Below are 23393 nucleotides of genomic sequence, written 5' to 3'. Positions count from 1 at the left end.
CCACCGCCACAGCATCCGGAACCCGGACCACCTGACGCGCCACCAACTCCGGCACCGACACCCCGGACACCACCGCCACCGACTCCGAACCACCCCACGCGCGCAGCAGGCGGCGCTCCTGGACGGAGGAGATGTCGAGGGCCGACAGGGGCAGTTCGGGGTGGGAGGCCACGCCTTCCAGGAGGCGGACGTAGTGCTCGGCCATGCGGGCCGCGGTCGGCTGGTCGAAGAGGGCGGTCGCGTACTCGAAGGCGCCGACCAGGGAGCCGTCCGCCTGCCGCCACATGAACAGCGTCAGGTCCGTCTTGGCGACCCGCCAGGCGCCCTGGAAGGCGTCCATCAGGACGTCGTCGGTGGCGACGGCGGTGGCGCCCTCGTCCTGGAGGTCGAAGGCCACCTGGTAGAGCGGGGTGCGGGAGAGGTCGCGCACCGGCTGGAGCTCGTCCACGAGGCGCTCGAACGGCAGCTCCTGGTGAGCGAACCCGGCGAGGGTCGTGGTGCGCACCCGGTCGAGCAGCTCGGTGAACGCGGGGTCGCCGCTCGTGTCGCAGCGCAGGACGAGCGAGTTGAGGAAGAAGCCGACCGTGTCCTGCGTCTCGGGGCGGGTCCGGCCCGTGACCGGGCTGCCGACGCCGATGTCGTCCTGCCCGGAGTAGCGGGCCAGGAGCCCGGCGAAGGCCGCGAGGAAGGTGACGTACGGGGTGGCGCCGTGGCGGCGGCCGACGCCGGTGAGGCTGTCGGCGAGCCCGGCGGGGATGGTGAAGCGCACCCCCGCGCCGTGGGCGTCGCGCCGGGCGGGCCGGGGCCGGTCCGTCGGCAGCTGGAGTTCCGCGAGGTCGGCCAACTGATCCTTCCAGTAGTCCAGTTCGCGGTCGAGGGCCGGGTCGTCGGCGCGCTCGAACTGCCAGGCGGCGTAGTCGGCGTACTGGACGGACGGCTCCGCGAGGTCCGGCGCGCGGTCCTCGGCGCGGGCCGCGCACAGCTCCCGCAGCTCGCGCTCCAGGAGTACGGTCGACCAGCCGTCGGTGGCGATGTGGTGGGTGGTGACGAGCAGCACGGGGCCGCCCTTCGGCACGTGGACGAGCAGGGCCCGCCACAGGGGTCCTTCGCCGAGGTCGAAGCCGCGGGCGAACTGTTCGCCGAACAGGGTCTCCAGCTCGTCCTCACCGGCGTTCTCGACCCGCAGTTCCACGGGGGCGGCGGCCGCGACGGCCTGCCGGGGCTCCTCGCCGCGCAGGACATAGCGGGTGCGCAGCGACTCGTGCCGGGTCTCCAGCGTGTCCAGGGCCTCCTGCACGGCGGCCGTGGTGGTGCCCACGGGCAGGCGCAGGAACATGGGCGCCACCCACTCGGGGCTGCCCGGGTGCATGCGGTCCAGGAACCACAGGCGGTGCTGGCCGAACGACAGGGGCAGCGGCTCCGCGCGGGGGACGGGCGTCACCGGCGGCACGGCGGGCCGCGCCTCTTCGAGCAGCCGCGCCTGGGACGCGACGGTGGAGGCGCCGAACAGGCCGCGCAGCTGCACGTCGCCGCCCGACGCGGTGCGCAGCGCGTCGGCGAGGCGGGTCAGGACGAGCGAGGAGCCACCGAGGGCGAAGAAGTCGTCGTCGGCGCCGACCCGTTCGACCTGGAGCAGTTCCTCCCACACCTGGGCGACGAGCTTTTCGGCGGGCGTGCGCGGCGCGGTGTACGTGCCCTGGGCGCCGCCCTGCTCGTCGACCGGGTCGGGCAGGGCGGCGCGGTCGACCTTGCCGCTCGTGGTGAGCGGGAAGGAGTCGACGGTGACGAACAGCGCGGGGATCATCGCCTCGGGGAGGCGGCCCCGCAGGAAGCGCCGCAGTTCGTCGCGCGGCACCCGGCGGCCGGTGGTGAGGTAGGCGACGAGCCGCTTCGCGCCGAGGGTCTCGCGGGCGGCGACGACGGCGCCGCGCACGTCCTCGTGGGCGGTCAGCGCGGCCTCGACCTCGGCGGGCTCGATGCGTACGCCGTTGACCTTCACCTGGTGGTCGGCGCGGCCGAGGAAGTCGAGGGCGCCGTCGGAGCGCCAGCGGGCGAGGTCGCCCGTGCGGTACATGCGGCTGCCCGCCGGGCCGTGCGGGTCGGGCACGAACCGGTCGGCGGTGCCCGCGGGGTTGCCCGCGTAGCCGCGGGCGACGCCCACGCCCGCCGCGTACAGCTCGCCGACGACGCCGATCGGCACCGGTGCGAACTCCTCGTCGAGGACGTAGGCCCGCATCCTGTCCAGGGGGCGGCCGATCGGCACGGCGTCGGTGTGCCGCTCCGGGTCGAAGAGCTGGCCGCTGACGTCGATGGAGCACTCGGTGGGCCCGTAGGTGTTCCACACCTGCGCCCCCGAGGGCTCAGCGAGGCGCCGGCACAGCGCGGCGTCCAGCGGCTCTCCCGCGGAGGCGACCAGGCGCAGGGCGCCGCAGTCGGCCCAGGCGGGCTCCTGCACGGCCATCCGCAGCACCGACGGGACGCCCTGCAGGACGGTGACGCGGCGCGCGGCGACCGTGCGGGCCAGCAGCGCCGGGTCGGACTCGGCGCCCGCGGGCGCCATCACGACGGTGCCGCCCGCGGCGAGCGGCGCGAACAGCTCCCAGGCCGCCGCGTCGAAGGTGATCACGGTCTTCTGCAGCACCCGGTCCCGCGCCGAGAGCCCCTGGTGGGTGAGCGACCAGGCCACGCGGTTGGCGATGCCGCCGTGCTGGATGACGACGCCCTTGGGGCGGCCGGTGGAGCCCGATGTGTAGGTGAGGTACGCGGCGTGGTCGGCGGAGACCTCGACCGCCACGTCCTCCTGGGGGACCCCGTCGAAGGCGTCCTCCTCGTCCAGGACGGCGACGCGCCCTGCCACGGCGGCTTCGAAGAGCCCCGCCGACGCCCGCGTGGTCAGGACGAGGGCCGCCCCGCTGTCCCGGGTCACCCAGGTGTTCCGCTCCGCCGGGTGCCCCGCGTCGAGGGGCACGTACGCCGCGCCGGCCCGCCACACGCCGAGCAGCGCCGCGAGCAGGTCGCGCCCGCGTGGCAGACACACCGCGACGCGTGCCTCGGGCGCGACGCCGCGCGCCACGAGCAGCCGCGCGACGCCGCCCGCCCGCCGGTCGAGCTGTGCGTAGGTGAAGGAGCCGAGGTCGTCCTCGACCGCGACGGACCGCGGCGTCGACGCGGCCCGGGCGGCGATGAGCTGATGGAGCGGGACGGTCATGTCTGTTTCTCCGTATGAGTGGTCGAGCCGCGGTGTCAGAGGGCCGGCGCCGGCAGGAAGTCGCTGACGACGGTGCCGATGCCGCAGCGGCGCGCCTTGTCGTGGACGAAGCGGGCCAGGGCCAGGTCCAGGACGCCGAGGCCGAACGGCGAGAACACCAGCGGCCTGCCCGGGGCGGGGCGCAGCGTGGCCCGGCCGCGCAGCAGCTCGCCGACACTGGCCTCGATGAAGTCCCGCCCGCCGGTTTCCTGTTCGGCCAGGTGGATGGAGGTGCGCTCGCGGCAGACGTGGTCGACGTCGTCGACGACGTTGTGCGCGCCGAGGATCGCGGGCACGGTCAGGTCCCGCAGCGAGACGTGCAGCACGACGGCCGACGGCGGGCAGGCGGCGAGGCCGGTGTGCGGGGTCGCCGCGGTCGTGGCGAAGGACACCAGGTCGTGGTCGGCGAGGGCGTCGTCGAGCCGCTCGCGCCTGCGCACCTTGACGCCGGGCAGCAGGCGCGCGTTGTCCCGGGCGAAGCAGCGGGCCCGCTCGGGGTCTCTGTCGTACAGGGTGAGGTCCGTCAGTTCGGGCCGGTCGGCGGCGAGGAAGCGCAGGACCTCGCGGTTGATGACGCCGCAGCCGACGAGCGTGACGCCGGTGGGCCTGCGGTCGCCGAGCAGCAGCCGGGCGCCGAGCGCCGCGGAGGCCGCGGTGCGCCGAGCGGAGATCATCGAGGCCTCGATCAGCGCCTCGGGGTGGCCGTTCTGCAGGGAGTTGAGCAGGATCGCGGCGCTGGCCCGCTGGAGGCCCGAGGCGACGTTGTCGGGGAAGGAGGCGATCCACTTCATTCCCGCGACGTCGTCGTCGCCCTGCTCGCCGTCCGCCGTCGCGCTCGCGCCGAGGTAGCCGGGCAGCCCGATGATGCGGTCCTTCGGCCGGTCGGGGAAGCGCAGGAACACGGAGTGCGGAAGGCTGGTGCGGCCTTCGTCGTGCGCGGTGTACGCGTCGGCGACCAGGTCGATGAGCTCCCGCTCGCGCCCGGCGAGCAGCCCCTCCACCGCGCCGTGTCCGAGGATCAGCATGCTGCGACCGCCATGGTGTGTCCCTGTTCCTTCCACAGGTGCTCGACGTCGCCGAAGTGGCGTCGCACCCAGTCGTCGTCGTAGATCGTGTCGAGGTAGCGGTCGCCGCGGTCCGGGAAGACCAGCACGCAGGTGCTGCCCGGGGGAACGCGGTCCGCGAGCTTGCCGAGCGCGGCGGTGACGGCGCCGGACGAGCCGCCTGCGAGGATCGCCTCGCGCAGCGTCAGGGTCCGGCAGCCCACGACGCACTCCAGGTCCGAGACGAGGACCACCTCGTCGGCGGCGCCGGGGTCGAAGAGCTCGGGGCGCACGGCGGCGCCGTGCCCGGGCAGCAGGCGCGGCCCGGGCGGCCCGCCGAACAGCACGCTGCCGAGCGCGTCGACGCCCACGACCGTGGTGGCGAGCCCGCGGTCGCGGATGTACTGGGCGCAGCCGCGCAGGGTGCCGCCGGTGCCGGTGGAGCAGAAGAGGTAGTCGACCCTGCCGTCGAGCGCCTCGTCGATCTCCCGCATGGTGCGCACGTGGGCGCGCGGGTTGAGCGGGTTGCGGTACTGGTTGGGCCAGTACGCGCCGGGCGTCGTGGCCACCAGTTCGCGGACCCGCGCGAGTCGGCTCGGCAGATAGGCGCCGGTCTCCGGGTCGGGTTCGGTGACCATGTCGACGGTGACCTCGTAGGCGCGCAGGATCGCCAGGTTCTGCCGGGTGGTGCGCGGGTCGACGACGCAAGTGAAGTCGATGCCGTAGTAGCGGCAGATCTGCGCGATGCCGATCGCGAGGTTGCCGGAGCTGGACTCGACCACGGTGGACCGGCCGGGCAGCAGTTCCCCGGCGCGGATCTTGCCCAGGAGCATGGAGAGCGCCGAGCGGTCCTTGACGCTGCCGCCCGGGTTGGCGGACTCCAGTTTGGCGAAGACCCGGGAGCCGAAGCTCGGCAGGAGCCCGCCGAGTTCCACGAGCGGGGTGCCACCGACGGCGTCGAGGATGCTGTCGTGGACCGCGGTGCGGGCGCTCACGCCTGCCCGCCGCTCAGCGCGAGCAGCAGGTTCCGCTCGGTGTCGTCGGTGAGCGGAACCCGGGCGACGCGCGTGTCCGGCGCCTCGACGGCGGCCGTGACGCACCGCTGGAACTGGTCGAAGAACCGCTGGGCGGTGGCCTCTTCGAACAGGTCGGTGTCGTAGCGCAGGGCCACGGTGAGGCCGTGCGCGTCCCGGGTGATCTCCAGGGCCAGGTCGCACTGGCCCTCCAGGTGCGGGATCTCGACGTAGCCGAGCTCGTGTCCGGCGAGGGTCACCTTCTCGCCCGCGACCAGGCCTTCCATGCCGTGCCCGAACCGGTCGGTGGCGACCATGGTGACGGAGATCCGGAACAGCGGCCCGGACGAGCCCTGCGCGACCAGCGGGAACGGATAGGAGACGCGTGCGGTGGCCTGCCGGACGCGGTCGGCGGCCGCGTGCACGGCGTCGCCGAGGGTGGTCTCGCGGTCGAACCTGGCCCGGATCAGGACCGGGTTGACGAAGTAGCCGATGATGTCGGCGGCCGCCGCGCGCCGGGTGGAGGCCGGGCAGGCGATGAGGAAGTCGCTCTGTCCCGTGCAGCGGTGCAGCATGGCCTGGAAGGCGCCCACCATCAGGGCGAACGGTGACACGTGGCGCTCGGCGGCGGCCTTGGACACCGCCTGCGCGAGCGCGTCGGGCAGCCTGCGCACCAGGCTGGCCCCGGTGTGCGAGGACACGGCGGGGCGCGGCCGGTCGGTGGGCAGTTCGGCCGGGGTGGAGCCCGCGCACTCGGCGCGCCAGAACTCTCCCTGGCCGGTGCCGCGCGGCGAGTCGAGCAGGGTCCGCTCGCGCCCCACGAACTCGTCGTAGTCGTGTGCGACGGGCCGCCAGTCGGGCTCGCGCCCGGCGACCTCCGCCTCGTAGGCGGCGAACAGGTCGCGCCACAGCAGCCACTGCGAGATGGCGTCGGTCGCGATGTGGTGGGTGACGACGACCAGCAGCGCGTCCGTGCGGCGCAGCAGCAGCGTGGCCCGCACCGCCCCCTCGTCCCGGAGCCGGAAGGGCCTGCGCACCTCCGCGTTGACGCGTCGGCGCAGTTCCTCCTCGGTGGCGTCCGGCACCTCGACGACCGCGATCTGCGCGGCTTCCTCCGGGGAGTCGACGACGCGCCGGGGCCGGCCCGCGACCTCGGTGTAGCGCGAGCGCAGCATCGGGTGCCGGGCGAGCAGCGCCCGCCAGGCCCGGTCCAGGGCCGCCAGGTCGGGCGCGGGCGTGATCCGCCCGCCGCCCGCGAGGTTGTAGGTGGTGGACTCGGGGTGCAGCGTGTGCAGCAGCCACAGCCCCTCCTGCCCCACCGACAGGGGCAGCGTCCCGGCCAAGGGGTCGGTGCGGTCCATGCGTCAGACTCCCGCCTTGGCCTCGACGAGGAAGTCGACGACGTCGCGTACGCGCAGCAGCGTCGCCACCGTGTCGTCGGGCACCGAGAGCTGGTACGTCTTCTCGACGGCGGCGAGCAGATCGACGCGGGTGAGCGAGTCCATGCCGAGCTCTTCGAAGCTGGACTCGGCGGTGACCTCGCCGTCCAGGTCGAAGGCGGTGTCCTGAACGAGGCGGACGACGTCGGCGGTGAGTACGTCTCTGGCCATGGTGACCTCTTCTCCGTGCGGTTGGGGACGTGACTGGTTGCGATGGGTGGTGCGGTGCGGAGGCCCGTTACGGCATCCGCACGATCTGGCCCGCGTAGGTGAGCCCCGCGCCGAAGCCGAGGAGCAGGACGATGTCGCCCGGTGTGCTGCGGCCGCTGTCGTGGAGGCTGCTGAGGGCCAGCGGGACGGACGCGGCCGAGGTGTTGCCGGTGACGACGACGTCGTTGACGACGCGCTCCGGGGGCAGCCCCAGTTCGTGCGTGAGGGTCCTGATGATGCGGTTGTTGGCCTGGTGGGGCACGAACCAGTCGACGTCGTCGATGGTCAGGCCCGCGGCCGCGCAGGCCCGGTGGGCGACGTCCGGCATGGTGGCCGTCGACCACTTGTAGACCAGCGGCCCGTTCATCTGGACGTACTCGCGGCCGTCGGCCTTCTCCGTGATGCCGAGCACCTTGTGCCGGGCGCCGTCGCTGCCCCACACGGCGGGTCCGACGCCCACCTCGGCGGAGCGGGAGACGACGGCGGCGCCGGCCCCGTCACCGAAGATGACGAAGGTGTCCGGGTCCTGGGGGTCGATCCAGTCGCTGGTGCGCTCGGCGCCGACGACCAGGACGGTGCGGGCCTCGCCGAGGCGCACCGCGTTGGACGCCATGGCGAGGGAGTAGGTGAAGCCGGCGCAGACCGCGTTCAGGTCGTACGCGCCGGAGTTGGGCAGTCCGATGCGGCTCGCCACCTCCGGGGCGATGCCGGGCATGCGGCGCTTGCGGGTCGCGGTCGCGACGATGGTGAGGTCCACTTCGGCGGGGTCGACGTCGGCGTGCACGAGCGCCTTCTCCCCGGCCGCCACGGACATGTCGACCAGGTCCTCGCCCTCGCCCGCGTGGTAGCGGGTCTTGATGCCCGTGCGCTGCTCGATCCACTCGGGGGACACCGTCGTCAGCGGCGCCAGCTCCTCGTTGGTGAGCAGCCGGGCGGGCCGGTAGGCGGCGATGCCCGTGATGCGCGAGCCGTAGGTGCGCTCGTCTTGCAACAGGTCTGCCAGGGGCATGTCTTCCTCGACTTCTCTGAATGTCCTCGGCGCTCGCGGCGCTCAGGAGTCCGAAGGCTCGGCCATGGCGACGGCGATGCGCCGGGGGCCGGTGAAGGGCTCACGCGCGTGCGCGGTGAGCATGTTGTCGACGATCAGCACGTCGTCGCGCTGCCAGTCGAAGCGGACCGTCGCGGCCCGGTAGGCGGCGCGCAGCTGGTCGGTGACGGCGTCGGGGATCGCGCCGCCGTCGCCGTAGTAGGTGTGGGTGGGCAGGTCCGGGTCGTCGAAGATGGCCCTCAGGCCCGCGCTCACGTCCTTGGCGAGCGTGGTGAGGTTGAAGAACGTGGCGTGGTTGAACCACACCGGCTCGCCCGTGCCCGGGTGGCGGTGCACGGCCCGCCGCACCGCGGTGGTGCGCAGTCCGCCGCCGGGGCGCCACTCGGCGGTGATGTCGTGCTCCGCGCAGTACGCGGTGACGGCCGCCTTGTCCGTCGTGTTGAAGGCCTCCTGCCAGGGCACGCCGAAGCCCGGGTGGAAGTTGCGCACCACCTGCCAGCCGCGCCGCTCGAACTCGTCGCGGACCTCCGGGTCGAGGGAGCGCAGCACCTGCCGGGTGTCGGCGAGCGGCGTCGCGCCCTGCGTGGTGGGCGGCTCGACGCAGTAGAAGTACAGGGTGCGCGGCCACACGGCCTGGTAGGAGTTCTCGTTGTGCAGGAAGATCTCCTCGTCCGGCGGGTAGTCGGTCGAGGTGTACACCTGGCCCTTGATGGTGCTGCGGGGCGAGGACCGCTCGGCGTAGGCGAGCGGCGGCGTGCCGGAGAAGGCGCGCACCGCCCCGTCGAACCCGTCGACCCCCGCCACGTCGAAGTCGCGCAGGAGCAGGGCGCCGCGCTCGGTGAGCTGCGCGCGCAGCGCGGCCCGATGGGTGTGGATGTAGTCCTGGATCCGGGTTCCCGGGGTCTGCGGCCGGTGAAGGCCGGGCAGGGTGCCGGCGCCCGCCCAGCCCGCGGGCACCTCTTCGACCTGGTGGCTCATGGCTGTCTCGCTCTCTCGCTCTCCTGGGCCCGGCGCGGTCAGTCCGACATGGCGACGAGGACGCGCCGGTCGCCGGTGAACGGGCGGCGCCCGTGCGCCAGCAGGACGTTGTCGATGAGCAGCAGGTCGCCCCGGTACCAGTCGACGTCGACGGCGGCTTCGAGGCCGCGGTCGCGGATCTGGGCGACGTACTCGCCCGGGATGCGGCCGCCGTCGGCGAAGGTGACCATCTGGGGCATCTGGTCCTCGGGCAGGATCGCGGCGAGTTCGGCGGCCGTCTCGTCGCCGAGCCCGGCCGGGTGCCACTGGTCGGCCTGGTTGAACCACACCTCGGCGCCGGTGACCGGGTGCCGGGTGGTGGCGGGCCGCACGGACTCCACGCGCAGGGAGCCGTCGCGCCGCCAGTCCCACTCGGCGCCCGAGCCCTTGAGGAAGTCCTCCACGACGCCGCGCTCGGCGGTCTCGAAGGTGTCCTGCCAGCTCTTGCCGAGGCCGTAGCCGTCGTGCAGGTTCTGGATGTAGCGCACGCCGCCGGAGAACGCCTCGCGCACCTCCGGATCGAGGGACGCCAGCCAGCGGGCGGCGTCGAGGACGGGCGTGGCGCCGCCGCCGCCGGGCCGGATCGCGCAGTAGAAGGCGAGCCGGGCGGGCCACACGTGCGCGTAGCTCATCTCGTTGTGCATGGAGATGGTGAACTCGGGCGGGTACTCGGTGGACGTGTAGACGTTGCCGCCGACCTTGGTGCGCGGCGAGTTGCCGTGCACGTAGGCGAGGCGGTGCGGCAGCAGCCGGTCGAGGACCCGGTCGAGTTCGTCCGTGCCGACCTCGAACCCCCGGAACACCAGCGCCCGTTCGCGTACGAGGGCGGCGTCGAGGCCGCCGTCGAGCTCGTCGATGCGGGCGAGCAGTTCGCCGGCGCCGCCGCCGTCGGCCGCCCGTACCTCGTGCGGGGCCCAGGTCTGGGATCGCGTCATGTCGCTGTCGTTCCTCTCGCGGTTGCCACCGGGGCGGGCGCGAGCCGCTCGGCGATGTCCGAGGTCAGCTCCGCCTCCCTGGGGGCGAGGTAGAAGTGGTCTCCTGAAAACGCCCGCAGCGCGAAGTCACCGGTGGTGAACCCCTCCCAGGCGCGGACCCGGTCGCCCGTGCACCCCGGGTCGCGGTCACCCAGGTAGGCGGTGATGGGCGCGCGCAGCGGGGCCGCCTCCGCGGCGGGCGCGTACGTCTCGATGAGCCGGTAGTCGCTGCGCAGCACGGGCAGCAGCAGCTCCCTCAGCTCGGGCTCGGCGAACGGGTCTGCGCCGCCGAGCGTGCCGAGGCGGCGCACGGCGGCGAGCAGGACCTCGTCGGCCGCGCGGTGCAGCGTGGTCCGGCCGCCGTAGCCCGGGGCGGCCCGCGCGGACACCATCACGTGCACGGGCGCGCGGCCCGCGCCCGCTTCGAGGCGCCGCGCGACCTCGTAGGCGACGGTCGCGCCCATGCTGTGCCCGAACAGGGCGAGCGGCACGTCGTCGTGGGCGGCGAGCGCCCCGGTGACGCGGTCGGCGAGCTCGGTCATGGACTCCACGCACGGCTCGTCGAGCCGCTCCTGCCGTCCCGGGTAGCGCACCGCGAGCACCTCGACGGAAGCGGGCAGGCGGTGCCGCCAGCCGTCGAAGAGCCGCGCGGTGCCGCCCGCGTGCGGGAAGCACACCAGGCGAAGCCGCGGCGGGTGCGGCGGCCCGGGGGCGCGGTGGAACCAGCGGCCCGGCTCCTCCGGCGCGGTCACAGGGCCATGCCTCCGTCGATGCGCAGCACCTGACCGGTGACGTACGACGCCTCGTCGGACACCAGGTACGAGACGAGTGAGGCGACTTCGTCGGCGCGGCCGAAGCGGCGCAGCGGGATGGCCGTGAGGGCGCCCTGCACCGCCTTGTCCGGGAGGCCCGCGACCATGTCGGTGTCGATGAAGCCGGGCGCCACCACGTTGGCCCGCACTCCGTAGCGGCCCGCCTCCTTGGCGAGCGACAGGGTCAGGCCGATGATCCCGGCCTTGGACGCGGCGTAGTTGGCCTGTCCGGAGTTGCCCGCGACGCCCGAGACCGACGACAGCGTGACGATCGATCCCCCGCGCCGCCCCATCAGGGGCCGCACCACGGACCGCAGCAGGTGGTACGTGCCGTCGAGGTTGGTGCGGACGACCCCGTCCCACTCGTCGTCGGTCATGAGGCCGAGCGGCCGGTCCCTGGTGATGCCCGCGGAGGCCACCACGGCGTGCAGCGGCCCCAGTTCCCCCTCGGTCTCGGCCACCAGCTCGCGCACCGCCGCCCCGTCGGCGACGTCGGCCTTGCGGGTCAGGGCGCGGCGGCCCGCGGCCTCGACCTCCTTCGCCACGACGTCGGCCGCGGCCTCGTCCGAGCGGTAGCACAGCGCCACGTCGAAGCCGTCCCGCGCGAGCCGGGTCGCCACCGCGCGGCCGATCCCCCGGGAGCCCCCGGTCACCAGCGCGACGCGCGGCTCCTGCCCCCTGCCCTGCTGCCCGGCCGTACGCCCGGCCCCCTGGTCCGACTCCACGTGAAGCCCCCCTCAATCGTTCGAATGAGTCGAGCGTCGGTTCGGCCGCTATATGTGACCTATACGGTGACCAGCACGGCGCGGGCGACCCCTGCGGCCCTGTCGGGGGCGCGGGGCCACCGGTAGAGTGATCCGCCGTGAACTCACCTTCGAACGCGGCGGCCGACGCCCTGGGCGGGACCCGCATATTGAGCACGCTCCTGGCCGGGCAGCCCGTCGCCGTCTGCGAGACGCGCGAGGACCCGGCCGACGCGGTCCTGTACCCCGAAGAGGCCGCGCACGTGGCGAAGGCCGTGGACAAGCGGCGGCGGGAGTTCACCACCGCGCGGCACTGCGCCCGCACCGCCCTCGCCCGCATCGGCGTGCCGCCCGGGCCCATTCCGCGCGGCGAGAAGGGCGAGCCGGTGTGGCCGGACGGCGTGGTCGGCACCATGACGCACTGCGCGGGCTACCGCGCGGCGGTCGTCGCCGACGCCGCCGCCGTGACCTCGCTCGGCATCGACGCGGAGCCCGCCGAGCGGCTCTCGGACCCGGGCGTGCTCGACCTGGTCAGCGACGAGTCGGAGCGCGCCGCGCTCGCCGCGCTCGCCGCCGAGCAGCCGTCCGTGCCCTGGGACCGGCTGCTGTTCAGCGCCAAGGAGTCCGTCTACAAGACGTGGTTCCCGCTGGCGCGGCGCTGGCTCGGCTTCGAGGACGCGCACTTGGACATCCGCGCCGACGGCACCTTCTCCGCCAAGATCCTGATCGAGGGCCCGCTGGTCGCGGGCTCGGAGCTGACCGGGCTCGACGGGGTGTGGACCATGCGTGACGGGATCATCGCGACGGCCATCGTGCTGCGCCCCGCGTGACCGGGCGTCCCGTGCGGTCGCCCGACGTGACCGGGCGCCGCGTGCGGCCCTCCGACGTGACCGGGCGCCCCGTGCGGCGGTGGCGCCCGGCGCCGGGGGTCACGGCCGTTCGGCGTCCGCCCGCTCCGCGAGGCTCGTCCAGAACATCCCCTCGTACTCCTGGAGCAGCCGCCCCTGCCGCAGCGCCGTCCGGGGCGTGACGCCGCCGCCGGACACCCCTTCCTCCAGCGCGGCCAGGGCCTCGCGGTCGAGGTCGGGGGCCGGCGCGGCGAAGAAGTCGAAGAACGCGCAGGCCTCGTCAGGGAAGCCGTAGCGCGTGCGCAGCGCGCCCGCGAGCGTCGCGCAGTAGCCGCCCCACGCCGCGAAGTTGGCGGTCAGGGCGAGCACCACGTCGGCCGGTTCGCCGTTGAGGGCCAGCCACGCCACGTACGCGGGGTAGGCCTGGCAGCCCGCCCTCGGCTCGTATGCGCGCTCCTGCTCCGCGCTCACCCGGCAGGCGGCGAGCAGCGCGCCGAGCCGGTCGGCCGCGAGCTTCTCGCCCTCGGCGAGGGAGGCGAAGAAGGCGGCGCCCGCGGGCAGGTCCGCCCGCGCCGAGCGGGCGGCCAGGTGCAGGAAGGAACGCCGGTCGGCCGGGATGACCCGGCACTGCTCCAGGGCGAGCGCGGCCACGGCGCCCCGCCCCGCCGTGCCGTCGGCGACGAGCGGCACGAACGGGTTGGCGCCGGGCGCGGGCAGGAGCTCCGCCGCCGCGCGGGCCAGCAGGTCCTGCGCCGTGAAGTGCGGCCGCCCGTCGGACGGCTCCCGCCGTCCTCGGCTCGTCGGCGTCATCGGAGACACCCCTTCCGTCGTGTCCGTCCCGGTCCCGGTACGCCGCGGGCGCGTCGCCGCGCGTCCCTCGCGTACGTCCTCCGTGTACCTCTCCCCCGTCCTTGCGGAACTTTCCCGCCCAGGTGTTAGTTTCTACATCGTTGTAGAAACTGATGCGTCGCGTCGGCGCCGTCTGACGCCCGCTCATGAGCACCAACCCGATGGAGACTTTCCATGGCCCTGTGGGACCGCTTCAAGGAATCCGCCTCGACGATGCAGGCCCAGCTGCTCGCGAAGAAGAACGACCTCAAGAGCGGCTCCTTCCGCGACGCGAGCATGGCGATGTGCGCCCTGGTCGCGGCCGCCGACGGCACCGTCGACCAGGCCGAGCGCCAGCGCGTGGCCCAGCTCATCGCGTCGAACGACGTGCTCCAGAACTTCCCGGCGGACGACCTGCGCCGCCGCTTCGACGAGTACGTGAACAAGCTCACGACCGACTTCGACTTCGGCAAGGTCAGCGTGTTGCAGGAGGTGGCCAAGGCCAAGAAGAAGCCCGCCGAGGCCCGCGCCGTGGTGCAGATCGGCATCGTCATCGGCGGCGCCGACGGCGACTTCGACAAGGATGAGCAGGCCGTCGTGCGGGAGGCGTGCTACGCCCTCGACCTGCCGCCGCACGAGTTCGACCTCTGACGGACGCCCCGGAGGGCTCCAGCACCACCGCGGGCGGCGGCGCACCTCACAGGGGCGTCGCCGCCCGCAGCACGAGCACCATCGTGACCGCCGCGTTCGCCGACGACATCGCGGACACGGCGGTGCCGCCCGCCGCGCACCACAGGGCGAGGCCCACCGCCGTGAACAGCGAGGGGCGGGTGCGCGCGGCCGGGGCGGGTGCGAGCAGCGCGGCCACCCGGCGCGGCACCGGGCCCGCCGCGGCGAGCCCGGCGAGGGTCGGTGCGGGGGCGCGCGCCGCCACCAGGGCGGCCTTGCCGATGGCCCGCGCGACCACGCGCCGGTCCCGCACCACCCGGGCCGCCTCCTCGTCGGCCCACCGCTCGACCGTGTACGCGGTGGCTGTGCGCAGCGGCACCAGGAACGGGTTCGCCCGCGCGGCGATCTGCGTCACCAGCAGGAACCGGTGGTGGCGCGCGGCCAGATGGGCCCGCTCGTGCGCGAACAGGGCCCGCCGCTCGGCAGGACCGAGCCGGTCGAGGAGCGCGCGCGTGACGACGACGCGCCCCGCTCGGGAGCGGCCGGGCGGTCCGGGCAGCGCGTACGCGTAGGCCGCCGCCTCGGCCCCGTCGTCGAGGACCGCCACCGACGTGCCGGGCAGGCCCACGACGGCCCGCGCCGCGCGGCGGCGCACCGCGAGGTGCCGCCACACGGTGCGGCCCACGGCCGCGCACACGCCGAGCAGCGCCGGGATCGCCGCCCTGCCCGCGATCTCGTCGTACGGCAGGGCGGCGCGGACCGCGGGGTCGGACCAGGCGTCGGGCAGCGGATTGCCGGGCAGCTGGGCGGTGCCGACGACCATGAGCAGGGCCAGGCACAGGGTGCTGCACAGGGCCATCACGGCGGCGACGCCCGCGAGCAGCCGGGTCGCGGTGCGCGGGTGCAGGTGCTGCGCGGCGAGCCGGGCGACCGGCCACGCGGTGAGCGGCAGGACGAGCGGCAGGAAGACGAAGAGGCCCATGCGTCCGGTCAGCCCTCCGCCGCCCCGCCGCCCGCGTCACCGAGCAGATCGCGCAGCAGCCGTTCGTCGTCGGCGGACAGGGTGGTCACGAAGCTGGCGAGCACGGCCCCGCGGTCGCGCTCGCTGTCGAGCACCTTGCGCATGCGCAGCGCGGCCAGGCCCGCCTCGTCGGCGGTGGACCGCCAGTGGAAGGAGCGGCCCGCGCGCTCGCGGCTCACCACGCCCTTGGCTAGGAGCCGGGTGAGAATCGTCATCACGGTCGTGTACGCCAGGTCGCCACCGACGCGCTCCTGCACCCAGGCCGCACCGACCGGGCCCGGCGCCTCGTGCAGCGCCGCGAGCACCTGGGCCTCCAGCTCGCCCTGGCCCCGTCTGCGCGGCCGGGGCTCCCGCCCGTCGCGTTCCTGCCGCTCCATGCCGTGTCCTCGCCTGCCGTCGTCCGTACGCCGCGCGCTCAGCCCGCCGTCAGCGCTCCGCGTACCGCACGCATGTCAGGCACGTCACTGGGGAGCGTCACATCGTAACGGCCACACGGGGAAGGCGGCCCGACGGGCTCCGCCACGGCCGTCACGGCAACTTCTACAGTCATGTAGATTCTAAGTCCCGGTCCGGTCACGGACGGGGCCGGTTTTCCAACAGGACCATCTCCGCAGAGGACCACAGGAGGACACCGTGGGAGTTTCCCTCGCCAAGGGCGGCAACGTCTCGCTGAGCAAGGAGGCGCCCGGCCTCACCGCCGTTCTGGTCGGCCTCGGCTGGGACGTGCGGACCACGACCGGCACGGACTACGACCTCGACGCCAGCGCGCTGCTCTGCGACGGCTCGGGCAAGGTCGTCTCCGACCAGCACTTCGTCTTCTACAACAACCTCACCAGCCCGGACGGCTCGGTCGAGCACACCGGTGACAACCTCACCGGCGAGGGCGAGGGCGACGACGAGGCCGTCAAGGTCAACCTGGCCGCCGTGCCCGCCGACATCACCAAGATCGTCTTCCCGGTCTCCATCCACGACGCCGAGAACCGCGGCCAGAGCTTCGGCCAGGTCCGCAACGCCTTCATCCGCGTCGTGAACCAGGCCGACAACCGGGAGATCGCCCGCTACGACCTCTCCGAGGACGCCTCCACCGAGACCGCCATGGTCTTCGGCGAGCTCTACCGCCACGGCGCGGAGTGGAAGTTCCGCGCCGTTGGCCAGGGCTACGCCTCCGGCCTGCGCGGCATCGCATCGGACTTCGGCGTCAACGTCTGAGGACCGGCCCGCACACCGGGGCCCGCCCCGCACCGACGCCGCATGCCGGGGAACGCATCCGCGCTCCCCGGCATGCGGCGTTCTCTGACACGCAGTGTTGAGGATGGAGCGAGACGGCTGACGGCCGGGCGCGGGGAATCAGCGTGCCGTGTCCGCTGTTGTGTCGCGCAGTACCCCGCACCAGCCACCAGGAGGCCGAACGTGTACGGCGACTCAGGAACGGTCCGCAAGATCCTCACCGAGCTCGGGGACACCTGGGCGGTCGTGGGGCTCTCGTCGAATCAGGGGCGGGCGGCGTACGGCGTCGCCGAGGTGCTGCAGCGGTACGGGAAGCGGGTCGTGCCCGTGCATCCGAAGGCGGAGACGGTCCACGGCGAGCAGGGATACCCCTCGCTCGACGCGATTCCCTTCGAGGTCGACGTGGTGGACGTGTTCGTGAACAGCGACCTCGCCGGAGCCGTCGCCGACGAGGCGGTGGGCATCGGCGCCAAGGCCGTCTGGTTCCAGCTCGGCGTCGTCGACGAGGCGGCGTACGAACGGACGCGGGCGGCGGGGCTCGACATGGTGATGGACCGGTGCCCCGCCATCGAGATCCCGCGGCTCGGCCCGGCGCCGCGCTAGCACCGGGTCAGAACTGCCGGGCGGGCCAGTTCAGGAGGCGGGCGCCGATGACGGCCGTCTGGAGGGTGTAGCGGTGCATCGGATCGGCGGGGTTGGTGCCCGTGAGGCGGTGGATGCGCTCCAGCCGGTACGTCAGGGCGCGCACGCTCAGGCTGAGCCGGCGGGCGGCCTGCGCGGCCACGCAGCCCGCGTCGAAGTAGACGGCGAGGGTCTCGATGAGCGGCTCGGCGCCGCCCCTGGCGTCGCGCAGCGGTCCGAGGGTGTTCAGGACCAGGTCGGCCATGGCCTGCCGGTCGCGGGTCAGGACGGGGTAGACGAGCAGGTCGGCGGCGCGCAGGACCGGTTCGCGCAGATCCAGGCGCGCGGCCAGGTCCAGGGTGCTCAGGGCTTCCTCGTACGACTGGACGACGCCGCCCGCGCCCGGCTGCGGGCGGCCGATGGCCACGCGGCCGCCGTCCGTCGCGGCGTGCGCCTGCTTGGCGAAGAAGTCGAGGACGTCCCCCCGGTCGGCCGTGGTCACACAGACCAGCCGGCCGTCCTTGGTGGCGATCAGCGGGCTGCGGTCGCCGAAGCGGCCGGTCAGCGCCCGCTCCACCTCGCGCGGGGCGTCGTCGCCGTCCTCGTAGACGCACGCGCCCTGGGCGACGGCGACCGCGTGCGCGACGGACAGGCGGAGGCCGAACCGCTCCGCGCGCTCGCCGAGGAGGCCGAAGTCGCTCCGCCCGTGCAGCAGGTCGTCGATGAACTCGCGCCGTGCGGCCTCCTCCTGACGGATCGCCAGGCGCTGCGCGCGTTCATAGCCCTCGGCGAAGGCGTCGACGGCCTGCTCGACGGCGGCGAGTACGGCCTCGGCGGACACGGGCGGCGCGGCGGCCCCCGGCGCCCCGTGCGCGCGGGGCGCGGCGGCGAACGTCCGGGCCCGCGCCAGGTGCGCGCCCACGAGGGCGCGCAGTCCGTACCCCGCGTCGGCCGCGCGCTCGCCGAGCGCGCGGCGCGAGTCCAGCTCCTCGCGGGTCAGTCCGCGCCCGGTCGCGGAGGCGTCGGCGAGTATCCGCGTATAGCCGTCCAAGAACTCATCCGGTATGTCCCGACTCGCCACGTTCGCCCCCGATTTTCTGCTCAGACCTCTCCGTCTTTCTAACGCATGGGAGCTCGGCGGCAGGCATGGGGGTGGGACGTCGGGGCGCTCCACTCCCACCTCACTGACCAGGGGAAACCTCTGCATGACAGGGCTCAGGCGCAGTCGGCGCAGGGCCAGTCGTGGCCTGCGGACGAGCGCTCCCGCGGGTGCTCGTGCGCACGCGGCGGGTGCTGCCCCGGGGTCAGCCGGACCGCCGCCGGGGCCGCCCAGAAGTGTGCGCCGGACGCGTCGTACGCGTACAGCACCGCGGCGCTGCCGCGGGTGAGGGCCGCGGTCCGCGCGGAGGGGTCCTGCCGGACCTCCACGACCACGACGGCGCCCTCGCGCGTGGCGACTTCGGCCTGGCCGGAATCCGCGCTCACCCCGGCCGTGCGGACCGTGCAGACCGAGCCGAGGAGGTCCAGGGTCGAGGAGTCGGACGTGCCGGAGGAGAGCCGCGCCCGCGCGAGCACCAGCACCCCGGTCACGCCCCAGCCGAGGCACGCGGACGCGAGCAGCAGGCCCAGGTCGACCGCCGCGTGCGCCATGCCCGTCAGGCCCGCCCGGGCCGTCGCAGCGGAGCCCGCGACACCGGCCGCCCACCCGACGAGGGTGAACAGCGAGGCCGCCACGGACACCGGCACTCCCCCGAGTCCCACGGCGTCCAGGTCCGCGTCCTCGTCGAAGCAGTCGGTGCGGGTGACACCCACCGCCACCAACAGCCAGAAACACACGACGACGGCCAGGGCCGAGGTGAACACCACCCCTGGAAACCCCACCACCGCGCCGAACAACTCCCCCATGCCCCCGCCCCCTTGACCGGTGGTCATCCGGGGGTCGTCCCCACTCGGGTGCCGGACCTCGTTTCCGTGATCCGGCACCCGGGCCTCGCCCCCCGTTCCTGCCTTTCCATCCTGACCTGTCCGGACGCCTCGGCGCACTGCCATTTTCCGGCAATCTTTATGCTTTCTTGATGCCGGACGGCGCCCCCTTGACGGCCGGGGTACGGCAACGTCGCGCCGCGGGGAGCCGCGGTCCTACGCCGCCCCGGCCGGGGGCAGGACCACCTCGAAACGGCAGCCGCCGGGGACGTTGCGCACGGCCGCGCGGCCCTGGTGGGCCTCGACGATGCCGCGCACGATGGCGAGGCCGAGCCCGGCGCCCGCCGGCGGGGTGCGCGCGTGCGTGCCCCGCCAGCCCGTGTCGAAGACCCGCGCGAGGTCCTCCGCCGGGATGCCGCCGCATTCGTCCGTCACCGACAGGACGACCCCGTCGTCCGAGCGCTCCGCCGCGACGGCGACCGTGCCGTCCGCGGGGGTCCTGCGGATCGCGTTGACCAGCAGATTGCCGAGCACCCGGCTCATCTCCTTGCCGTCGACCTCCACCGGTACGGCGTCGACGCGCCGCCCTACGAGCCGTACGCCGTGCTCGCGCGCGAGCGGATCGGCTCCGGCCAGGGCGTCGCCCACCAGGTCGTGGACGGAGATCCGCGCGCGCGTGAGGGCGAGGGTCCCGGCGTGGATGCGGGAGAGTTCGAACAGGTCGCCCACCATGCCGTCGAGGCGCTCGACCTCGGTGCGGATCCGGCGCAGATAGCGGTCCGGCTCGGCGGCCACGCCGTCCTCCAGGGCCTCGGCCATGGCGCGCAGGCCCGCGAGCGGGGTGCGCAGGTCGTGCGACATCCAGGCGACGAGTTCGCGGCGCGAGCCCTCCAGGGCCCGTTCCCGCTCGCGGGACTCGGCGAGGCGCGCGCTGGTGTGCTCCAACTCCTGGGTGAGTGCGGAGAGTTCGGCCGTGGTGGGCTCGACGGGAGCGGCGAAGCTGCCGCCGGTGCCGAACGAGCGGGCCGCCCGCGCCAGGGCCTCGCTGCGGGCGACGACCCACCGGCCGAGCAGGAGCGCGGCGGCGAACGACACGACGGCGGCCATGGCGACGACGACGGTGACGACGGTCAGGTCGTGCCGGGACAGGAACATCTGCCAGGCGACGGCGAGCGTCCCGGCGAGCATGGCCGTGACGGCCACCGCGACGACGACGGACAGGGACACGACGAGCGAACGGTGGCGCAGCAGCCGCAGCGCGCAGGCGCCGAGCAGTCCGGCGGCCGCCGCGCCGAGGAAGGCGTACAGGGCGATGAGCAGGATGTCGGTCACGGGCGCGGGCCGCCTTCGCCGTCGGCGGGGTCGCCGCCCGCCGCCGGGGCCGCCGCTCCCGGCTCACCCCGATCCCGCAGCCCACCCGGCTCTCCCGGCTCACCCGGCTCTCCGGTTTCCAGCCGGTACCCGACCCCCCACACCGTCCGGATCAGCCGTGGCGCCCCGGGGTCGTCCTCCACTTTGCCGCGCAGTCTGCGGATGTGGACCGTGATCGTGGACAGGTCGCCGAAGTCCCAGCCCCACACCTCGCGCATCAGCTCCTCACGTCCGAACGCGCGGCCCGGGTACCGCAGGAAGTGGGCGAGCAGGTCGAACTCACGGACGGTCAGGGCGAGCTCGGCGCCGTTCTTGGTGGCGCGGCGGGCCGTCGGGTCGAGGGCGAGGGCCCCGGCGCTCAGACAGGCCCCGGGGCGCAACGCAGGGTCGGCGGGGCGGCTGCGGCGGAGCACCGACTCGACCCGCAGCACGAGCTCGCGCGGGCTGAACGGCTTGGTCACGTAGTCATCCGCCCCTATCTCCAGGCCCAGGATGCGGTCGTCCTCGTCGCCCCGCGCGGTCAGCATGATCACCGGTACGGGGCCGCGGGCCCGAAGGCGGCGGCAGACCTCCAGGCCGTCCATGCCGGGCAGCATCAGGTCGAGGACGACGAGGTCGGGCTCGTGCGCCGCGGCGCTCGTCAGCGCGCCGGGCCCGTCGACCGCACGGTCGACGGCGTACCCGGCGCGCTCCAAATAGCTGGTGACCACTTCGGCGACGGTGAGGTCGTCGTCCACGACGAGGACGCGCCTGCCGGTGCCGGTGCCCGGTGCTGGATTCCGCATGCCACCAGCCTCGCACCACCGACGAAAAGGGGCCCGCTCGGCAGGCCCCCTCCGGGTGGGTCAGACTTTCTCGAACTCCACCTTGAAGATCTTGTACTCGTCCCAGAAGAATCCCACGGCTCGCCGTTGCGGTACGAAGCCAGCTTCTCGTTGTAGTTCGAGACGAGTTCCCTGTCGTCGTTGAGCCGGAAGCTCGACGCGCCGGACCAGCCGTAGAAGCCGCCGTACGCGTTGTTGCTCACCGACAGATACCGGCTCTCGCCCGGAATCTTGTAGTACGTCACGCCGTTCCACTCATAGAATTCCAGGGTGAGCGGATCCTGGCTGATGATGGCCCAGTTGTCGCCGTTCCTGTTCAGATAGCCCCTGAACTCCTTGTCGGGGTAGAAGAGCTTGATCCGGAACTGACCTGACATGAGGGCACTTTGCGGCCGCGCGGCCAGGGCCTCGGCAAAGGTGCCTTCCGCAGGGGTTAACGCGTCCATCGACCGTCCTCTCGTCGTTTTTCGACACGCTCGTTGCGCTGTTTTCCGACGTGAGCTTGGACAGTGAATCGAACGTCACTGGAATGGTGATTCTGCCGTCAACTTGCATGGGCCGCCAGAGAAGGATTTCGCCATTGCAGACGAGTCTCGCCTGGCTGCCACGAATGATCGGGACGCGAACAATTGGGGATGCAGTTGCCCCGTTTCCTGAGCCGTTGCGCCTGACAGTGGTGGGACGCGGGACGCCTCCGGAAAAGGGGGGTGGCGCCTAGTGCGCGGAGCCGCGCGGAGGTCCCGGCAGTGGGCGGCGGCCCGTGACCGCGGCCCAGGCCTCCTCCGCCAGGCCCTTGCGGTCACTGCCGTACAGCGGCGCGTGCGCCAGCACCCGCACGCTCAGGCCGCGCGCCCCCACCACCCTCCGCAAGGACGTCCCGAACCCCTCGTCGCCCAGGAACGCCGCCGCCGTGCTGCCCGCGCCCGCCGCCTCGTACGCCACGGTCACCGGGCGCACCGCCGCCCCCGCGTCCAGGGCGGCCTGGAACGCCGCCCGCCTGAACCGGCCGCCGGAGACCGAGCACCAGGTCGTGGCCTGCGGGAAGACGAGCACGGACCGCCCCTGGGCCAGCGTCTTCGCGAGCTCCCCCACCATCAGCGGGAGCTCGCGGCGGCCGCCCTCCCGGTCGATGAACTGCGTGCCGAGCCGCCGCGCGAGCGTCCCGACGACGGGCCACCGGCCCACCTCCCGCTTGGCGACGAACGCGACGGGCTCGACGGCGAGCAGCGCCACCACGTCCAGCCAGGAGATGTGGTTGGCGACGACGAGGGTGCCCGCGCCCCCGCCGGGCACGGTCAGCGGCACGGGCCCCGCGTCGAGCCGCACGCCGAGCGCCCCAAGGACCCGCCGCGCCCCGACCCGCGCGGCGTCGCCGTCGCCGAGCCGCTCCCCCAGGGCCAGGCTCCGCCCGACCTCGTGCGCGAGCGCCGCGTACCGCCGCGCGGCCTCGGCGGCGCCCGTGCGGGACGCGGCCGGCCGGGCGCAGGTCCGCGGACAGCCCGCGTCCACGGACCAGGGGTTCACCCGGACCCCCGGGGTCCCTCGTCGCCGAGGAAGAAGCGCCGGTGCCGCTCGTTGAGCCGCTCGGTGTCGAGCAGCACGAAGAAGTCGGCGGAGTCGAAGTCCGGGTCGTGCGCGGGCGCCCCGCACATCCAGGCCCCCAGGCGCAGATAGCCGCGCAGCAGCGGCGGCAGGTCGGCGTACGTCGGCCGGTGTCCGGCGCGCTCGTCGGGCGGCGTCCACGGGCGGTGCGGGTGGACGCGCAGCTCGGGCGGCGATGCGTGCTTGGCGGTGCCGAGCAGCCAGGCGCTCGCGGCCGCGGCGCCGCCGTCGGCCAGCGGCACGGAGGCGCAGCCCGCGAGGTAGCGGTGGCCGGAGAGCAGGACGTAGCGGGCGAGCGCCGACCACATCAGGTTGATGACGGCGCCGGAGCGGTGGTCGGGGTGGACGCAGGACCGCCCGGCCTCGATCGTCGCGGGCCGCAGCGGGCCCAGGGCGCTCAAGTCGAACTCACCGGCCGAGTAGGAGAGTTCGCCGCGGCCGGGCGGGATGAGCCGGTAGGTGCCGACGACGGCGCCGCTCGCGGTCTCGGTGACGATCAGATGGTCCGCGAGCGCGTCGAAGGCGTCGACGTCGTGCCCGGGCAGGGACGTGTCGAGGGTGGCACCCATCTCCTCGCCGAACACCTGGAAGCGCAGGCGCTGGGCGGCGCGGATCTGCTCCTCGGAGTGGGCGATGGAGGGGACGTAGGCGGGACGGCTGCCGGAAGCCGGGGCGGGGGCCGGGCCGGGAGCCTGAGCGGGCGTGGACGGCAGCGGCGTCACGGGGGTCGCGGGTGTCGCGGGCATGACAGTACGTTCTCCGTTCGACGGGGACGGACGGGTACGGACGGGGACGACGGGTCTCAGGACAGCGGCCTCAGGACGGCAGGCCTGAAGGCGACGGGCCTGAAAACGACGGGCCTCAAGGGGAACGGTCCGGTGGGAACGCTTCGTTGAACTGCGACGGAGGGAAC

The 23393-nt window shown here is 74.0% G+C and carries 24 protein-coding genes; 4 read left to right on the top strand and 20 right to left on the bottom strand.

Annotation, left to right across the window (positions count from 1 at the left end):
* The 10 genes from IG74_RS54210 to fabG all read right to left on the bottom strand — a co-directional run.
* Positions 1–3208: non-ribosomal peptide synthetase (locus IG74_RS54210; protein ID WP_030678598.1), on the bottom strand; the 3208-nt coding region annotated here is incomplete at its 3' end.
* Positions 3209–3243: 35 nt separating this feature from the next.
* On the bottom strand, positions 3244–4272 hold the full coding sequence (gene sbnB / locus IG74_RS0119685) for a 2,3-diaminopropionate biosynthesis protein SbnB (RefSeq protein WP_030678595.1): 1029 nt from the start codon (positions 4270–4272) through the stop codon (positions 3244–3246).
* Positions 4266–5285, bottom strand: a complete 1020-nt coding sequence (sbnA, locus tag IG74_RS0119680) for a 2,3-diaminopropionate biosynthesis protein SbnA (protein ID WP_030678593.1) — start codon at positions 5283–5285, stop codon at positions 4266–4268. Before sbnA ends, sbnB begins: the two co-directional genes overlap by 7 nt.
* Positions 5282–6664: a condensation domain-containing protein gene (locus IG74_RS0119675; RefSeq protein WP_030678590.1), complete on the bottom strand. Its 1383-nt coding sequence runs from the start codon at positions 6662–6664 to the stop codon at positions 5282–5284. Before IG74_RS0119675 ends, sbnA begins: the two co-directional genes overlap by 4 nt.
* Positions 6665–6667: 3 nt before the next feature.
* Positions 6668–6913 carry an acyl carrier protein gene (locus tag IG74_RS0119670; RefSeq protein ID WP_030678588.1) on the bottom strand — a complete coding sequence of 82 codons (246 nt, stop codon included), beginning with the start codon at positions 6911–6913 and terminating at the stop codon, positions 6668–6670.
* A gap of 67 nt (positions 6914–6980) precedes the next feature.
* Complete coding sequence (locus IG74_RS0119665; RefSeq protein ID WP_051855034.1) at positions 6981–7961, bottom strand: beta-ketoacyl-ACP synthase III; 981 nt, start codon at positions 7959–7961, stop codon at positions 6981–6983.
* A 42-nt stretch (positions 7962–8003) separates the two neighbouring features.
* Positions 8004–8978, bottom strand: a complete 975-nt coding sequence (locus IG74_RS0119660; protein ID WP_078868896.1) for a TauD/TfdA family dioxygenase — start codon at positions 8976–8978, stop codon at positions 8004–8006.
* Positions 8979–9016: 38 nt separating this feature from the next.
* On the bottom strand, positions 9017–9952 hold the full coding sequence (locus IG74_RS0119655) for a TauD/TfdA family dioxygenase (protein ID WP_030678579.1): 936 nt from the start codon (positions 9950–9952) through the stop codon (positions 9017–9019).
* The gene (locus IG74_RS0119650; protein ID WP_051855033.1) at positions 9949–10743 is read right to left on the bottom strand and encodes a thioesterase II family protein; all 795 of its coding nucleotides are present in this window, start codon (positions 10741–10743) and stop codon (positions 9949–9951) included. The genes IG74_RS0119655 and IG74_RS0119650 overlap by 4 nt, the downstream gene beginning before the upstream one ends.
* Positions 10740–11528 carry a 3-oxoacyl-ACP reductase FabG gene (fabG, locus tag IG74_RS0119645; protein ID WP_078868895.1) on the bottom strand — a complete coding sequence of 263 codons (789 nt, stop codon included), beginning with the start codon at positions 11526–11528 and terminating at the stop codon, positions 10740–10742. The genes IG74_RS0119650 and fabG overlap by 4 nt, the downstream gene beginning before the upstream one ends.
* 185 nt (positions 11529–11713) lie before the next feature.
* Between fabG and IG74_RS0119640 the strand changes: the two genes are divergently transcribed.
* Positions 11714–12376: a 4'-phosphopantetheinyl transferase superfamily protein gene (locus IG74_RS0119640; protein WP_030678570.1), complete on the top strand. Its 663-nt coding sequence runs from the start codon at positions 11714–11716 to the stop codon at positions 12374–12376.
* A 99-nt stretch (positions 12377–12475) separates the two neighbouring features.
* On the opposite strand, the gene IG74_RS0119635 is transcribed toward IG74_RS0119640, so the two are convergent.
* A complete protein-coding gene (locus IG74_RS0119635; protein ID WP_030678568.1) occupies positions 12476–13204 on the bottom strand; it encodes a hypothetical protein in 729 nt (242 codons plus the stop codon).
* 213 nt (positions 13205–13417) lie between these two features.
* On the opposite strand from IG74_RS0119635, the gene IG74_RS0119630 reads away from it, so the two are divergent.
* Entirely contained in the window at positions 13418–13873 is a 456-nt protein-coding gene (locus IG74_RS0119630; RefSeq protein ID WP_030678563.1) for a tellurite resistance TerB family protein, read from the top strand.
* A 46-nt stretch (positions 13874–13919) separates the two neighbouring features.
* Here the strand turns inward: IG74_RS0119630 and IG74_RS0119625 are convergent, their stop codons facing one another.
* Both IG74_RS0119625 and IG74_RS0119620 read right to left on the bottom strand, forming a co-directional pair.
* The gene (locus tag IG74_RS0119625; protein ID WP_030678561.1) at positions 13920–14873 is read right to left on the bottom strand and encodes a M48 family metalloprotease; all 954 of its coding nucleotides are present in this window, start codon (positions 14871–14873) and stop codon (positions 13920–13922) included.
* 8 nt (positions 14874–14881) lie between these two features.
* Complete coding sequence (locus IG74_RS0119620; RefSeq protein WP_030678558.1) at positions 14882–15289, bottom strand: BlaI/MecI/CopY family transcriptional regulator; 408 nt, start codon at positions 15287–15289, stop codon at positions 14882–14884.
* Between the two features lie 256 nt (positions 15290–15545).
* On the opposite strand from IG74_RS0119620, the gene IG74_RS0119615 reads away from it, so the two are divergent.
* Together IG74_RS0119615 and IG74_RS0119610 are read left to right on the top strand one after the other, a co-directional pair.
* Positions 15546–16121, top strand: coding sequence for a TerD family protein (locus tag IG74_RS0119615; RefSeq protein ID WP_030678556.1), 576 nt, complete (start codon positions 15546–15548; stop codon positions 16119–16121).
* 201 nt (positions 16122–16322) lie between these two features.
* Positions 16323–16742, top strand: coding sequence for a CoA-binding protein (locus tag IG74_RS0119610; RefSeq protein WP_030678553.1), 420 nt, complete (start codon positions 16323–16325; stop codon positions 16740–16742).
* Between the two features lie 7 nt (positions 16743–16749).
* Here IG74_RS0119610 and IG74_RS0119605 read toward each other — a convergent pair whose 3' ends face one another.
* The 7 genes from IG74_RS0119605 to IG74_RS0119580 all read right to left on the bottom strand — a co-directional run bounded on the left by IG74_RS0119605 (position 16750) and on the right by IG74_RS0119580 (position 23226).
* Complete coding sequence (locus IG74_RS0119605; RefSeq protein ID WP_030678550.1) at positions 16750–17841, bottom strand: PucR family transcriptional regulator; 1092 nt, start codon at positions 17839–17841, stop codon at positions 16750–16752.
* Between the two features lie 134 nt (positions 17842–17975).
* Positions 17976–18665: a hypothetical protein gene (locus tag IG74_RS0119600; RefSeq protein ID WP_158857694.1), complete on the bottom strand. Its 690-nt coding sequence runs from the start codon at positions 18663–18665 to the stop codon at positions 17976–17978.
* A 234-nt stretch (positions 18666–18899) separates the two neighbouring features.
* A complete protein-coding gene (locus IG74_RS0119595; protein WP_030678544.1) occupies positions 18900–20015 on the bottom strand; it encodes a sensor histidine kinase in 1116 nt (371 codons plus the stop codon).
* On the bottom strand, positions 20012–20764 hold the full coding sequence (locus IG74_RS0119590) for a response regulator transcription factor (RefSeq protein WP_234334380.1): 753 nt from the start codon (positions 20762–20764) through the stop codon (positions 20012–20014). Before IG74_RS0119590 ends, IG74_RS0119595 begins: the two co-directional genes overlap by 4 nt.
* On the bottom strand, positions 20695–21324 hold the full coding sequence (locus IG74_RS53445; protein WP_234334377.1) for a hypothetical protein: 630 nt from the start codon (positions 21322–21324) through the stop codon (positions 20695–20697). Before IG74_RS53445 ends, IG74_RS0119590 begins: the two co-directional genes overlap by 70 nt.
* A 268-nt stretch (positions 21325–21592) precedes the next feature.
* Positions 21593–22402, bottom strand: coding sequence for a lysophospholipid acyltransferase family protein (locus IG74_RS0119585; RefSeq protein WP_234334376.1), 810 nt, complete (start codon positions 22400–22402; stop codon positions 21593–21595).
* Positions 22399–23226 carry a GNAT family N-acetyltransferase gene (locus IG74_RS0119580; RefSeq protein WP_030678527.1) on the bottom strand — a complete coding sequence of 276 codons (828 nt, stop codon included), beginning with the start codon at positions 23224–23226 and terminating at the stop codon, positions 22399–22401. The genes IG74_RS0119585 and IG74_RS0119580 overlap by 4 nt, the downstream gene beginning before the upstream one ends.
* Between the last annotated feature and the right edge of the window lie 167 nt (positions 23227–23393).

The sequence above is a fragment of the Streptomyces sp. NRRL B-1347 genome (assembly GCF_000720325.1).
In the GTDB taxonomy this organism is placed as follows: Bacteria; Actinomycetota; Actinomycetes; order Streptomycetales; family Streptomycetaceae; genus Streptomyces.
This window is presented reverse-complemented; position numbering and strand designations above follow the sequence as displayed.